The sequence below is a fragment of the Pseudomonas sp. Pdm06 genome, assembly GCF_014851795.1.
Lineage (GTDB): Bacteria > Pseudomonadota > Gammaproteobacteria > Pseudomonadales > Pseudomonadaceae > Aquipseudomonas > Aquipseudomonas fluorescens_AA.
This window is the reverse complement of the sequence record NZ_JACVAH010000004.1, coordinates 92,433-106,423: the sequence shown is the minus strand read 5'-3', so window position 1 is coordinate 106,423 and position 13,991 is coordinate 92,433. Positions and strand designations below refer to the sequence as shown.

Genomic DNA, 13,991 nt, shown 5'->3' with positions numbered 1-13,991 from the left:
GGCGGGCTCCAGTGAGAGCGGGATTTGTGTGGCCAGTCGTCAGACCGAGTCGCGCCCATCGCGAGCAAGCTCGCTCCCACAGTTCGATCGAGCCACCCAATGATCCCCTGTGGGAGCGAGCTTGCTCGCGATGAGGCCCTTAAGGTCGCCACACAACCTCAGACAGCCAGCAACCGCTCCCGCAACTTGCCAATCTCATCACGCAATTGCGCCGCCGCTTCGAACTCCAGGTCCCGGGCCAGCTGGTACATTTTCTCTTCCAGTTGCCGGATGCGCTTGGTGATTTCGCTCGGTGAGCGCAGTTCGGCCTCGTAGCGGGCGCTCTCTTCGGCCGCCTTGGCCATGCCCTTGCGTTTTTTGCTGCGCGAGCCTGGCACGGTGGCGCCTTCCATGATGTCGGCGACGTCCTTGAACACGCCCTTGGGGGTGATGCCATTGGCCAGGTTGAAGGCGATCTGCTTGTCACGACGGCGCTCAGTCTCGCCGATGGCCCGCTCCATGGAGCCGGTGATGCGGTCAGCGTACAGAATCGCCCGGCCGTTCAGGTTACGCGCCGCGCGACCGATGGTCTGGATCAACGAGCGCTCGGAGCGCAGGAAACCTTCCTTGTCGGCATCGAGAATCGCCACCAGCGACACTTCCGGCATGTCCAGGCCTTCACGCAGCAGGTTGATGCCCACCAGCACATCGAAGGTGCCCAGGCGCAGGTCGCGGATGATCTCGACCCGCTCCACCGTGTCGATATCCGAGTGCAGGTAACGCACTCGCACGCCGTGGTCGGCCAGGTAATCGGTGAGGTCTTCGGCCATGCGCTTGGTCAGCGTGGTGACCAGCACCCGCTCCTCCACAGCCACGCGCTTGCTGATTTCCGAGAGCAGGTCATCGACCTGGGTCAGCGCCGGACGCACCTCGACTTGCGGGTCCACCAGCCCGGTCGGTCGCACCACTTGCTCGACCACCCGCCCGGCATGCTCGGCTTCGTAGTTGCCAGGGGTGGCCGAGACAAAAATCGTCTGCGGGCTCACACTTTCCCATTCGTCAAAACGCATCGGCCGGTTATCCAGCGCCGAAGGCAAGCGGAAACCGTATTCCACCAGGGTTTCCTTGCGCGAACGGTCGCCTTTGTACATGGCGCCGACCTGGGGCACGCTGACGTGGGACTCGTCGATCACCAGCAAGGCGTCGGCCGGCAGATAGTCATACAAGGTCGGCGGTGGCGCACCCGCCGGACGGCCCGACAGGTAGCGCGAGTAGTTTTCGATGCCGTTGCAGTAGCCCAGCTCCAGGATCATCTCCAGGTCAAACCGGGTCCGCTGCTCCAGACGTTGGGCTTCCACCAGTTTGTTGTTCGAACGCAGGTACTCCAGGCGCTCCTGCAACTCGACCTTGATCCCTTCGATGGCGTCCAGCAGGGTTTCCCGGGGCGTCACGTAGTGGCTCTTGGGGTAGAAGGTGAAGCGCGGCAACTTGCGGATCACTTCACCGGTCAGCGGATCGAACGCCGAGAGACTCTCCACCTCATCGTCGAACAGCTCGATGCGGATCGCTTCCAGGTCCGATTCCGCCGGGTAGATGTCGATGACATCGCCCCGCACCCGGAAGGTCGCCCGGGCAAAATCCATGTCGTTGCGGGTGTACTGCAAGTCCGCCAGGCGCCGCAGCAAGGCGCGCTGGTCGAGTTTGTCGCCGCGATCCACGTGCAGCACCATCTTCAGGTAGGTTTCCGGGCTGCCCAGGCCGTAGATGCACGACACCGTGGTGACGATGATCGCGTCCTTGCGCTCGAGCAGCGCCTTGGTGGCCGACAGGCGCATCTGTTCGATGTGGTCGTTGATCGAGGCGTCCTTCTCGATGAAGGTGTCCGACGATGGCACGTAGGCCTCGGGCTGGTAGTAGTCGTAGTAGGAAACGAAGTACTCCACGGCGTTGTTCGGGAAAAACGCCTTGAACTCACCGTACAACTGCGCCGCCAGGGTCTTGTTCGGCGCCAGGACCAGGGTCGGGCGCTGCACCTGGGCGATCACGTTGGCAATGCTGAAGGTCTTGCCCGAGCCGGTCACACCGAGCAACGTCTGGTGCGCCAGCCCGGCCTCGATGCCTTCGACCATCAGGCGGATGGCTTCCGGCTGATCGCCGGCGGGCTGGAAGCGGGTGACTAGCTGGAATTCAGACATGACATAACCTCTGGATTCACCCCTGTCGGCCAGCCGACAGGAACGAGAAAGACCGAAACGACGGGTGTCGCCCGAGGAAAAAGCTGGGATGCACACAATGTGGAGGTGAATGCCTTCGCTTTCAAGACGAACGTCCTACACGCCTTGAAGACTTTGACGCGGCGAGAAGACTAACGGTCGAAAAAAATCGAAAAAACTTAGCCTAAAAGCCGAATCGCCTGTCGCCGTGCCGGGTGATGGCCTCTATACTAGCTCCCCGTTTGTGCACCGCTCTAGTGCATTCGGCTGGAGCGTCACACGTCCCCTCATTCTCCATTCAGAGCCGCGCACTAATGAGCCTGTTTTCCGCTGTCGAATTGGCACCCCGCGACCCCATCCTGGGCCTCAACGAAGCTTTCAACGCCGACACCCGTACCAATAAGGTCAACCTGGGTGTGGGTGTTTACTGCAACGAGGAGGGGCGCATTCCACTCCTGCGCGCCGTGGTCGAGGCCGAGACGATTCGCGTAGCTCAGCACGTTTCCCGTGGCTACCTGCCAATCGACGGCATCGCCGCCTACGACCAGGCTGTGCAGACTCTGCTGTTCGGCAAGGATTCGCCGCTGATCGCCTCCGGTCGCGTCATCACCGCCCAGGCCGTGGGCGGCACTGGCGCACTGAAGATCGGTGCCGACTTCCTCAAGCAACTGCTGCCTGACGCGGTCGTGGCCATCAGCGACCCGAGCTGGGAGAACCACCGCGCCCTGTTCGAAACCGCCGGCTTCCCGGTGCAGAACTACCGCTACTACGATGCCGCCACCCACGACGTGAACCGCAGCGGCCTGCTGGAAGACCTCAACGCCCTGCCCGATCGCTCGATCGTTGTGCTGCACGCCTGCTGCCACAACCCGACCGGCGTGGACCTGAACCCGGAAGACTGGAAAAACGTGCTGGCCGTGGTCAAGGCCAAGAACCACGTACCGTTCCTGGACATGGCCTACCAGGGCTTTGGCGCCGGTATCGACGAAGACGCGGCGGCCGTGCGCCTGTTCGCCGAATCGGGGCTGACCTTCTTTGCCTCCAGCTCGTTCTCCAAGTCGTTCTCGCTGTACGGCGAGCGCGTCGGCGCCCTGTCGATCGTCAGCGAATCGAAAGAAGAAAGCGCCCGTGTGCTGTCCCAGGTCAAGCGCGTGATCCGCACCAACTACTCCAACCCGCCCACCCATGGCGCCAGCATCGTCGCCGCCGTGCTCAACAGCCCGGAGCTGCGGGCACAGTGGGAAGCCGAACTGGCCGAAATGCGCCTGCGCATTCGCGGCATGCGCGACCAGATGGTCGACATGCTGGCCAAGGCCGCCCCGCAGCACGACTTCAGCTTCGTCGCCCGTCAGAGCGGGATGTTCTCCTACTCCGGCCTGAGCGTTGAACAAGTGATGCGCCTGCGCAACGAGTTCGGCATCTACGCCCTGGACACCGGCCGCATCTGCGTGGCCGCGCTGAACCAGAACAACATCGATGCGGTGACCAAGGCTATTGTTCAGGTGATCTGAAGGTCGTTGGAATGAAGAACGGGAAGCCATGGCTTCCCGTTTTTTTGAGTGCTCACACCGACCCGTGGCGAGGGAGCTTGCTCCCTCTCCACAAAAGCACCAGATCGAAACTACAACTCCGTCGCCCGCTGGCTCGCCGCATCGTCATAGATGACATACAACGACTCGGCCACCTGGCTCTTGATCGCCTTGGTACTTTCCAGCCCCAGGACAAAACCCTCGGCCTTGCCGCCAGCGCGGTTCAGTTCTTCGGCCGTGCTCGCCTGGGCGATGGCGTCGTACAGTTTCTCGGCGTGCGGCCCCACACCCTTGGGCAAACTGATCTGGGCGGTGCTCACAAGCACACCTCGGCGCAACGGGCTGTGTGAAGTGGTAACAGGTGGTTCATGGCGCGTACCTCAATGTCGGCGAATGGCCGGCAGCGCGTCCTGCCACTTCCGGGTAACCATGGTAGCCCTCTCCCGCCCTTGCGGTAACTGCCAATCGCTGATTGAGCGTCAATGGGCACCGGGAATGCGCCGTTCGCCAATAGACGCTTGACTTCTCTTTTCCAATCAGTAACATACGCGCCATTCCGCGATAGCTCAGTTGGTAGAGCAAGTGACTGTTAATCACTGGGTCCCTGGTTCGAGTCCAGGTCGTGGAGCCAGACAGCAACACCAAAAAGCCCCTGAATCGAAAGATCCAGGGGCTTTTTTGTGGGCGAAAAACAGGTGGATGGCCATATAAGTCTGGCCGAGGTCGCTGCCGGAACAATAATCCGGCGTCAAAAAGGCAATATGGTCCGGATCCTGCTTTCTTTTTCCGACAACCCAAGCTGTCACGTGAGCGTCATGACAGGGCCGCAAACTGGCACTGTCCGCCAACAACAGCTTCAAAACAACAAGGACGAAGGTATGCCCACACAAAACCCTCACCGCATTGTCGGCCTGTGCACCTCCAGCAAGGTGTACAACGTACTGACCGAACTCAAGCAACTGGAAGGCCACCGCAGCGCCAAGTTCCTTTCCCTGCTGGCTGAAAACCTGGTCCGCAAGGGCCTGCTCAACGAGCAGGAAGTGGTGCACATGCTCGATCTGGTCGTCGATTGAGCGGCATCGATTCCTACTATTGAGCCAGTTGATTTTCCGTCCTTCCCCCTGAGCCGTAAGGTAGCCCCATCGATTGATGGAGGTTTCCCATGCCCAAGGTTCAAATCATGTCTGTCATTGGCAGCGCCGTCCCCGCCCCACTCCGGGAGCTCGGGTTGCTGGCCTGCTGGTACCTGGTGCAGGACGGCGTGACCATCAGCGGCCCGCTGACTTCACTGCCCGCCGCCCAGGCACTGTCGCAACGCATCGGGCCCTACCTGCTGAGGGCCTAGGGCAACTGCACACGCGGCGTGCTCTCGACGAACAAGGCCCAACAGGACATGAACAGCGCGGCGATCAGCGGCCCGATCACGAAGCCGTTCAGCCCGAACACCGCCAGCCCACCCAGTGTCGAGACCAGCACCATGTAGTCAGGCATCTTGGTGTCCTTGCCCACCAGGATCGGCCGCAGGAAATTGTCCACCAGGCCAATCACGAACACCCCGAACAGCGTCAGCACCACGCCCTGCCAGATCGCCCCCGAGAGCAGGAAGTACACCGCCACCGGTGCCCAGACGAGGCCCGCCCCCACCGCCGGCAACAACGACAGGAATGCCATCAGCACCGCCCATGGCAATACGGTCGGAATCCCCAGGATCCAGAAGATCAGCCCACCCAGCGCACCTTGGCTGATGGCGACCAGCAGGTTGCCCTTCACCGTGGCCCGTACCACCCGATTGAACTTCAACTGCAGACGGCGCTTTTGATGTTCCCCCAGGGGAACGGCCATGCGCACTTTGCGCACCAGTTCCGCACCGTCGCGCAGAAAGAAGAACAGCAGATAGATCATCACGAAGAAGCTGACCAGGAACTGAAAGGTGCCCTGGCCGAAACTGAAGGCCTGGGTGGCGAAGAACTCGCTGCCCTGCATTGCGCTCTTGACGATCTTGTCGCGCAAGCCGTTCAGGTTGCCCAGACCGAAGCGGTCCAGCAGGTGCTGGAAGTACGGTGGCAAGGCATCCTTGAAGCGGGCCAGGTAATCGGCAATGTCCAGCTCGCCGCTTTCCAGGCTCTTGTACAACGCCGCGCCTTCCTGGACCAACAACGTACTGATGATGATCACCGGCAAGATCGCGCAGACCACACAGATGCTCAACGTGACCAGCGAGGTGACATTGCGGTGCCAGCCGAACCTCAACTGCAAGCGGCGCTGCATCGGCGCAAAGACGATACCCAGGATGACCGCCCAGAACACCGCACCGTAAAATGGCAGCAGAATCCAGATGAAGGCGACCGTGACCAGCACCAGGAGCAACATCTGGGCTTTGTTTTGCAGCATCTTTCGATTCATCAGCTTTCCATGTCCAAAGGCGGGATACACATTAGTCCGCCAGGACTCGCCGGAGTGCCTTCACGTTTGCGCTGCACATTGATTCAGGTCAATGAGGCCTGGCCGCCCCTGGCGTAGCCTCCCCGCTTTTTGCGACCTGACCCCACCATGACCCTCGCCGCCCCCGAACTGCTGGCACCCGCTGGCACCCTGAAAAACATGCGCTATGCCTTCGCCTACGGTGCCGATGCGGTGTACGCCGGCCAGCCGCGCTACAGCCTGCGGGTGCGCAACAACGAATTCGACCACGCGAACCTGGCCTTGGGCATTGCCGAGGCCCAGGCCATGGGCAAGCGCTTCTATGTAGTGGTGAACATCGCCCCGCACAACGCCAAGCTACGCACGTTCCTCAAGGACCTGGAGCCGGTGATCGCCATGGCGCCGGACGCATTGATCATGTCCGACCCGGGGTTGATCATGCTGGTTCGCCGGCATTTTCCACAGATGCCAATCCACCTGTCGGTACAGGCCAATACGGTGAACTGGGCGAGCGTCGAGTTCTGGCAGCAGCAGGGTTTGAGCCGGATCATCCTGTCCCGGGAGTTGTCCCTGGAGGAAATCGCCGAGATCCGCGAGCAGGTGCCGGCCATGGAGCTGGAAGTGTTCGTCCATGGGGCGCTGTGCATGGCCTACTCCGGGCGCTGCCTGCTCTCGGGTTACATGAACAAGCGTGATGCCAACCAGGGCAGTTGCACCAATGCCTGTCGCTGGAAGTACTCGGCGCAACCGGCGGTGGAAAACGTCGTGGGCGACATTGTGCAAAGCTATCCACCCGAACCGACCCTGGGCCTCGGCGCGCCCACCGACCAGGTGTTTCTGCTCCAGGAAGCCAACCGCCCGGACGCCTCCCTGCCAGCCTTCGAGGACGAGCACGGCACCTACATCATGAATGCCAAGGACCTGCGGGCCGTGCAGCACGTCGAGCGCCTGGCGCGCATGGGCGTGCATTCGTTGAAGATCGAAGGCCGGACCAAGTCGCACTTCTATTGCGCGCGCACCACCCAGGTGTATCGCCGGGCCATCGATGACGCGGTGGCCGGTCGGGAATTCGATCGCAGCCTGATGACCGACCTGGAGTCCCTGGCCCAGCGTGGCTATACCGAAGGTTTTCTACGGCGCCACGTGCACGACGAATACCAGAACTACCAGAACGGCAGCTCAGTCTCGGAGCGCCAGCAGTTCGTCGGCGAACTGACCGGCGAGCGGCGCGAACGCCTGGCTGAAGTGCGGGTCAAGAACCGCTTCGGCCTGGGGGATCACATGGAACTGATGACCCCCAAGGGCAACTTTCACTTCGACCTGCACCAATTGCAGAACATCAACGGCAAGAGCATAGAGGTGGCACCGGGGGATGGGCATGTGGTGTACGTGCCCATCCCGGATGCGGTGGATCTGCGGTTTGGGTTGTTGATGCGGGATGTGGGCGGTTTGCCTGCCTGATTATGGCAATGTGGCGAGGGAGCTTGCTCCCGCTGGGTTGCGAAGCAACCCTGAAACCAGGCACCTCGGTGTAACAGGCTAATCACCTCCAGTCTTTTTGGGGCTGCTTCGCAGCCCAGCGGGAGCAAGCTCCCTCGCCACAACAGTGCTCGACTTGAATTCGCGCAACGATATGTCCGCAGAAACTGCCGAAGGCTGCGATCCTTCTTTCCCGATAAGACCCGGTTGCCCAGGTGAAAACATCTGGATCGAGAGCGAAAGATCGCAGCCTTCGGCAGCTCCTGAGGGTCAGGTCAGATTCGGAACTGCCCCACCAATTTGCCCAAGCGCTGGCCCAGGTCGGCCAGGCTGCGGGAGGTCTGGGCGCCGAGTTGGGTTTCGTCGGCGACGCTGTCCACGGCCACGGCGATCTGATGCACGCTGCGGTTGATTTCCTCGGCCACCGCGGTCTGCTCTTCCGCGGCGCTGGCGATCTGGGCGTTCATCGAGTTGATGGTGCCGATCAACTGCGCCATGGTGTCGAGGGAGGCGCCCGCCTCGTTGGCCCGCTCCGAGGTGCCATCGCCGGCCTCACTGGAACGGCGCATCGCTTCCACCGCCGCGTGGGTGCCGGATTGCAGACGGTCGATCATGCCCTGGATTTCCTGGGTACTCTGCTGGGTCCGGCTGGCCAGGGCCCGCACTTCATCGGCCACCACCGCGAACCCACGCCCCGCCTCACCGGCACGCGCGGCCTCGATGGCGGCGTTGAGGGCCAGCAGGTTGGTCTGCTCGGCAATCGAACGAATCACCCCGAGCACACTGACAATCGAGGCCACGTCCTGCTGCAGGCTGTCCAGGGACACGCCGCTGCTGCGGATATCGTTCACCAACGCATGAATCTGCTGGATGCTGCCGGCTACCACACGCTTGGCGGACTGGCCTTCTTCGTCGGTCTGCTGGGCCGCTACGGCGGCGCCCTGGGCACTGCGGGCGACTTCCTGGGCAGCCGAGGACATCTCGTTGATCGCCGTGGCAACCTGATCGGTTTCGTGGCGCTGACGCTCCATGGCCTGCTCGGAGCGCTGGGCCTGCTCGGAAACTTGCGTCACCAGGCCGGTCAGTTGCGAAGTCATGTCGGTGATCTGCCGTACCAGGCCATGGATCTTGTCGACGAAGCGGTTGAACGAACCGGCCAGTTGGCCAAGCTCGTCCTGGCTGGTGATGGTCAACCGACGGGTCAAGTCACCCTCGCCCGCGGCGATGTCGTCGAGATTGTCCTTCATCAGATGCAGGGGACGCAGGATCGTGTTGGCGAGCACCAGGCCCACCACCGCAATCACCAGCAACACCACCGCGGCGATCCCGACGATGCTCAAGATCACACCTTGCAGGCGATCGTGGACCTTGGCCTCCACCAGTGCCACCTGGGCTTCGATACCATCCAGGTTGACCGAGCTACCGACCGCGAGGTCCCACTTGGGCAGGTATTCGGTGTAGCCAAGCTTGGGCACCAGGTCATTGCTGCCGGGCAGTGGCGAGCTGTATTCCAGATAATGCGTTCCGTCCTTGGCGACTTTCACCAGGTCACGGTTGACGTAGACACCGTTCGGGTCGCGGTTGTCCTTGAAACTCTTGCCCACGCCATCGGGGCTGTTGGCCTTGAACAGACGAATGGTCTCGGAGTCGTAGCCGAAGAAGTAGCCGTCCTTGCCATAGCTGATATTCGACAGCAGCTTGATCGCCTGGGCACGCGCCTCGTTATCGCCAGGCGCGGCGGCATCGTAGAGCGGCTTGATGGCGGTGAGGCCCACCGCCACGTAGTTCTGCAGCGTGGCCTTGGCCTCGCTGAGCAGGCGTTCGCGGGTCTGCTGGACCTCTTTGCTAGCTTGCTCCTTCAAGATGAAAGCCGTGGTCAGGCTGATGATCACGGCGGACAGCAATACCGGCAGTATCGCAAGGGACAGGACTTTAGCCTTCAGGCTCAGGCGCATGCTGTTCACTCTTGTAGGTGTTATTGGCGTGGTTAGCTGTATTAACGGCACCGCACGGCAAAACTGTAGGACAAGGTGAACGGTCCGTTGGCAGGGTCACTGAATTCAAGGGCCTCATCGCGAGCAAGCTCGCTCCCACAGGGTTCGGCGGCGTCCACAATACTTGTGTTCACACCGATCCACTGTGGGAGCGAGCCTGCTCGCGATTGAGGCGACTCGGTCTCGAGGCTACAACACCATCGCCGCCACCCAACCAAACGCCAGCAGCGGCAGGTTGTAGTGGATGAAGGTCGGGACCACGGTGTCCCAGATGTGATGGTGCTGGCCGTCGATGTTCAGGCCGGAGGTCGGGCCCAGGGTCGAGTCCGAGGCGGGCGAGCCAGCATCGCCCAGGGCGCCGGCGGTGCCGACGATGCAGACGATCGCCAGCGGGCTGAAGCCCAGTTGCAGGCACAGCGGCACGAAAATCGTCGCCAGGATCGGCACCGTGGAAAACGACGAGCCGATACCCATGGTCACCAGCAGCCCCACCAACAACATCATCAGCGCGCCGATGCCCTTGTTGTGGCCGATCCAGGCCGCCGAGGTCTCCACCAGGCTCTGGACTTCACCGGTGGCCTTCATCACTTCGGCGAAGCCTGAGGCGGCGATCATGATGAAACCGATCATCGCCATCATCTTCATGCCTTCGGTGAACAGGTCATCGGTCTCGCGCCAGCGCACCACACCCGATACCGAGAAAATCAGGAAGCCGACCAGGGCGCCAATGATCATCGAGTCGACCAGGAGCTGGATGGCGAACGCCGCGACAATCGCCAGCCCCGCCACCAGCAGGGTCATGGGGTTGTAGCGCACCGCCACCTGCTCGACCCGGGCGATCCTCTTCAGGTCGTAGACGCGTTTCTTGCGGTAGCTGAACAACGACAGCAGCAGGCCGAACACCATGCCCAGCGCCGGAATGCCCATGGCATGGGTGACGTTGATGCCACTGACGTCCACGCCGCTGCGGGCGATGTTGGCCAGCAGGATTTCATTAAGGAAGATATTGCCGAAGCCCACCGGCAGGAACATGTAGGGGGTGATCAGGCCGAAGGTCATGACGCAGGCGATCAAGCGGCGGTCCAGTTGCAACTTGGTCAGCACATAGAGCAGCGGCGGCACCAGCAACGGGATGAAGGCGATATGGATCGGCAGAATGTTCTGGGAGGCGACCGCGACCGTCCCCAGCAGGCCGATCAGCACCCACTTGACGCCCGTGCCACCGGCGGCGTCCTGGCGATCCACCAGGGCCAGGGCTTTGTCCGCCAGGGCGTGGGCCATGCCGGACTTGGCAATCGCCACGGCGAAAGCGCCGAGCAAGGCGTAGGACAGCGCCACCGTCGCACCGCCACCCAGGCCGGCATTGAACGCCTTGAGCGTCGCCTCGATCCCCAGGCCACCCGTCAGGCCACCCACCAACGCGCCGATAATCAGCGCGATCACCACATGCACGCGGGACAGGCTGAGCACCAGCATGACGCCAACCGCGGCAATTACTGCATTTATCATCGTTACCTCAAAGCACAGCGATGGAAAGCCACCGGACAAAAAGGTCGCGACTTTGCAGCAAGCGGCGGCAAGCTGCAAGGGCCGTGGGGCGGGTTTTCAAGTCTCGCAATATTGACGACCACCACCGCCCCCCCTCTGTGGGAGCGAGCTTGCTCGCGATAGCAATCTTTCGGTGGCTATCCATGTGACTGAACGGACGCCATCGCGAGCAAGCTCGCTCCCACAGGGGGGACGGAGCCATGAGATCAGCGCTTGGGCAGCTCGATCACGACCTTCAATCCACCCCACTCGCTGTCGTCCAACGCCAGCATCCCGCCCCAGGTGTCGACGATGTCCCGCACGATGCCCAGGCCCAGGCCATGTCCATCGGTCTGTTCATCCAACCGCGTGCCGCGGCTGAACACCTGGTCGCGGCGGTCCGCGGGGATGCCCGGGCCGTCGTCCTCTACGGCCAGGCTGAAGCCCTCGGCCGTCTCGGTCATGGTCAGGCGGACCTCGGCATCGGCCCATTTGCAGGCGTTGTCCAGCAGGTTACCCAACAATTCCAGCAGGTCTTCACGGTCCCAGGGCAGGTGCAGGCCTGGCGGGGCGACGTAGCTCAGGTGCAGGTGTTCACCGTGGATCATGTTCAGCGTGGCCAGCAACCCCGGCAGTTCGGCGTCACAGTCCAGGTGCGCGCCGGGCAAGGCATCGCCGGACAGGCGGGCGCGGTTGAGTTCGCGGTTCAGGCGCTGGCGGACCTGCTCCAGTTGATCGAGCAACAGTTTGCGCAGCTCGGGATACGGGTCGAGCTTCTCGTTCGACGCCAGGCTTTGCAGCACCGCCAGCGGGGTTTTCAAGGCGTGGCCGAGGTTGCCCAAGGCATTGCGCGAACGCTTGAGGCTGTCTTCGGTGTGGGCCAGCAGATGGTTGATCTGCGTCACCAGCGGTTCCAGTTCCCGTGGCACCTGTTCGTCGAGTTGCGAACGCTGCCCGCGCTGCAACTGGGCAATCTGCTCCCGGGCCCGGTCCAGCGGACGCAAGGCTCGGCGCACGGTGATGCGTTGCAGCAACAGAATCAGCAACAGCCCCGCCAACCCGAGCCCGAGGCCGACTTGTTGCATCCGGCGGAAGCTGTCACGCACGGGGGTGTAGTCCTGGGCCACGCTGATGGAAATCGCCTGGCCCAGCCGTCGATAATCGGTACGCAGCACCAGCAGCTTCTGGCCCTCGGGCCCCAGTTGCAGGTTGCTGTGCAGGCCGGGGTGGTCGAGCCGAGGCAATTCCTGGTCCCACAGGGAGCGGGAGCGCCAGTGCGCATCGGCAAAATCGATGCGGAAATAATGCCCGGAAAACGGCCGCTGATAGGCCGGCGACAGGCGGCGCTCATCCAATTGCAAGCCCTGCGGGCCGCGCACCAGGGCCACCAGCAGGTTCTCGCTGTCGTTACGCAGCCCCGCTTCCAGGTAACGCTGCAAGCCCAGCTCGAACAACCACAGGCTGGTTTGCGCCAGGACCAGGCCGACCACCACCATCACACCGATCAGGCCCAGGCTCAGGCGCCGCTGGATGGATCTCACTGCGCCTGCCCGCCGAACAGGTAACCCTGGCCGCGGCGGGTTTCGATCACGCTGCGTCCCAGCTTGCGCCGCAGGTGATTGACGTGGACTTCCAGCACGTTGGAATCGCGCTCGGTCTCACCGTCGTACAGGTGTTCGGCGAGATGGCTTTTGGAAAGGATCTGCTCGGGATGCAGCATGAAATAGCGCAACAGGCGAAATTCGGCCGCCGTGAGCTGGATATCGGTGCCGTCGCGGACCACGCATTGGCGACTCTCGTCCAGGTGCAATCCGGCAGCCTTGAGCGTCGGCTGGTTGACCTGGCCATGGGAGCGGCGCAGCAGCGCCTGGATCCTCAGGTGCAGTTCTTCAGGATGAAAGGGTTTGGTCAGGTAGTCGTCGGCCCCGGCCTTGAGGCCCTCGATACGTTCGGCCCAGGACCCGCGGGCGGTGAGGATCAGCACCGGCGTGGCCAGGCCGCCAGCGCGCCATTGGGCCAACACATCGAGCCCCGGCACGCCCGGCAGGCCGAGGTCGAGGATGATCAGGTCATAGGGCTCGCTGCTGCCCTGGTACACCGCATCGCGACCATCGGCCAGCCAGTCGACGGCGTAACCCTGGCGTGCAAGCCCGGCCATCAGTTCATCGGCCAGGGGCACGTGATCTTCCACCAGAAGCAGGCGCATCAGTCTTCCTTATCTTTGAGTAAGCGGCCGGTCTTGGCCTCCAGGTCCAGCTCACGCACGACGCCGTCGGTGTCCAGCAACTCGACCTCATAAATATAGACGCCGTGCTTCTCCTCCAACTCGGCCTCCAGCAGTTTGGCGCCGGGGTGCAGATCCAACGCTTGTTGCAGCAGGTGTTCGAGCGGCAGGATCACGCCCTGCTGACGCAGTTGCAGCGCCTCGTCCTGATCCAGGTCCCGGGCCATGGCCAGCGAACAAAACGCCAGCAGCGCCAGCGCCCATCGGCTGCGGGCGCATAAATTAAGCTTCATTACAGATCCTGATGATTCTTGAGTACCTTGCCGTCGGTGGCGTCCAATTCCAGGTCCCACTCAATGCCCTTCGTATCGCGCAGCTCCACCTGGTAAATGTACTTGCCGTACTCTTCGTCCAGCTCGGTGTCGGTCAAGGTAGCTCCAGGGTGCTCGGCCAGGGCAGCGGCGTCGAGTTTTTCAAAGGACAGGATGGTACCAGCGTCTTGCAGTTTGCGGGCTTCGTCTGCGTTCAGGTCTCGTGCCTGAGCCAGGCTCGTACCTAGGGCCATGAGGGTCGCGATGAAAAAGGCAGTCAGGCGGTTCATGGGTTGTCTCCTTTTTTATAATCT

The 13,991-nt window shown here is 62.3% G+C and carries 13 protein-coding genes and 1 tRNA gene; 5 read left to right on the top strand and 9 right to left on the bottom strand.

What is annotated here, in order from left to right:
* Positions 1–158: 158 nt before the first annotated feature.
* The gene (gene uvrB, locus IB266_RS08145; protein WP_192260860.1) at positions 159–2,174 is read right to left on the bottom strand and encodes an excinuclease ABC subunit UvrB; all 2,016 of its coding nucleotides are present in this window, start codon (positions 2,172–2,174) and stop codon (positions 159–161) included.
* 332 nt (positions 2,175–2,506) lie between these two features.
* Between uvrB and IB266_RS08140 the strand changes: the two genes are divergently transcribed.
* Positions 2,507–3,703, top strand: coding sequence for an amino acid aminotransferase (locus IB266_RS08140; RefSeq protein WP_192260859.1), 1,197 nt, complete (start codon positions 2,507–2,509; stop codon positions 3,701–3,703).
* 110 nt (positions 3,704–3,813) lie between these two features.
* Here the strand turns inward: IB266_RS08140 and IB266_RS08135 are convergent, their stop codons facing one another.
* Entirely contained in the window at positions 3,814–4,041 is a 228-nt protein-coding gene (locus IB266_RS08135; protein ID WP_060741430.1) for a hypothetical protein, read from the bottom strand.
* Between the two features lie 235 nt (positions 4,042–4,276).
* Here IB266_RS08135 and IB266_RS08130 point away from each other — a divergent pair.
* The 3 genes from IB266_RS08130 (at position 4,277) to IB266_RS08120 (ending at position 5,066) form a co-directional block, all read left to right on the top strand.
* Positions 4,277–4,352, top strand: a tRNA-Asn gene (locus tag IB266_RS08130).
* A gap of 247 nt (positions 4,353–4,599) precedes the next feature.
* Positions 4,600–4,794 carry a hypothetical protein gene (locus tag IB266_RS08125; RefSeq protein ID WP_003203896.1) on the top strand — a complete coding sequence of 65 codons (195 nt, stop codon included), beginning with the start codon at positions 4,600–4,602 and terminating at the stop codon, positions 4,792–4,794.
* Between the two features lie 89 nt (positions 4,795–4,883).
* Entirely contained in the window at positions 4,884–5,066 is a 183-nt protein-coding gene (locus IB266_RS08120) for a hypothetical protein (protein WP_046063464.1), read from the top strand.
* On the opposite strand, the gene IB266_RS08115 is transcribed toward IB266_RS08120, so the two are convergent.
* Entirely contained in the window at positions 5,063–6,124 is a 1,062-nt protein-coding gene (locus IB266_RS08115) for an AI-2E family transporter (protein WP_192260858.1), read from the bottom strand. The two genes, IB266_RS08120 and IB266_RS08115, sit on opposite strands and share 4 nt — an antisense overlap.
* Before the next feature lie 147 nt (positions 6,125–6,271).
* On the opposite strand from IB266_RS08115, the gene yegQ reads away from it, so the two are divergent.
* On the top strand, positions 6,272–7,603 hold the full coding sequence (gene yegQ, locus IB266_RS08110; protein ID WP_192260857.1) for a tRNA 5-hydroxyuridine modification protein YegQ: 1,332 nt from the start codon (positions 6,272–6,274) through the stop codon (positions 7,601–7,603).
* Between the two features lie 293 nt (positions 7,604–7,896).
* On the opposite strand, the gene IB266_RS08105 is transcribed toward yegQ, so the two are convergent.
* The 6 genes from IB266_RS08105 to IB266_RS08080 all read right to left on the bottom strand — a co-directional run bounded on the left by IB266_RS08105 (position 7,897) and on the right by IB266_RS08080 (position 13,967).
* Positions 7,897–9,576: a methyl-accepting chemotaxis protein gene (locus IB266_RS08105; protein WP_060741427.1), complete on the bottom strand. Its 1,680-nt coding sequence runs from the start codon at positions 9,574–9,576 to the stop codon at positions 7,897–7,899.
* 228 nt (positions 9,577–9,804) lie between these two features.
* Entirely contained in the window at positions 9,805–11,121 is a 1,317-nt protein-coding gene (locus IB266_RS08100) for a Na+/H+ antiporter family protein (RefSeq protein ID WP_162491262.1), read from the bottom strand.
* 248 nt (positions 11,122–11,369) lie between these two features.
* Positions 11,370–12,683, bottom strand: coding sequence for a sensor histidine kinase (locus tag IB266_RS08095; RefSeq protein WP_192260856.1), 1,314 nt, complete (start codon positions 12,681–12,683; stop codon positions 11,370–11,372).
* Entirely contained in the window at positions 12,680–13,348 is a 669-nt protein-coding gene (locus IB266_RS08090; RefSeq protein ID WP_053123507.1) for a response regulator transcription factor, read from the bottom strand. The genes IB266_RS08095 and IB266_RS08090 overlap by 4 nt, the downstream gene beginning before the upstream one ends.
* A complete protein-coding gene (locus IB266_RS08085; protein WP_192260855.1) occupies positions 13,348–13,659 on the bottom strand; it encodes a PepSY domain-containing protein in 312 nt (103 codons plus the stop codon). The genes IB266_RS08090 and IB266_RS08085 overlap by 1 nt, the downstream gene beginning before the upstream one ends.
* Positions 13,659–13,967 carry a PepSY domain-containing protein gene (locus IB266_RS08080; protein WP_192260854.1) on the bottom strand — a complete coding sequence of 103 codons (309 nt, stop codon included), beginning with the start codon at positions 13,965–13,967 and terminating at the stop codon, positions 13,659–13,661. Before IB266_RS08080 ends, IB266_RS08085 begins: the two co-directional genes overlap by 1 nt.
* Between the last annotated feature and the right edge of the window lie 24 nt (positions 13,968–13,991).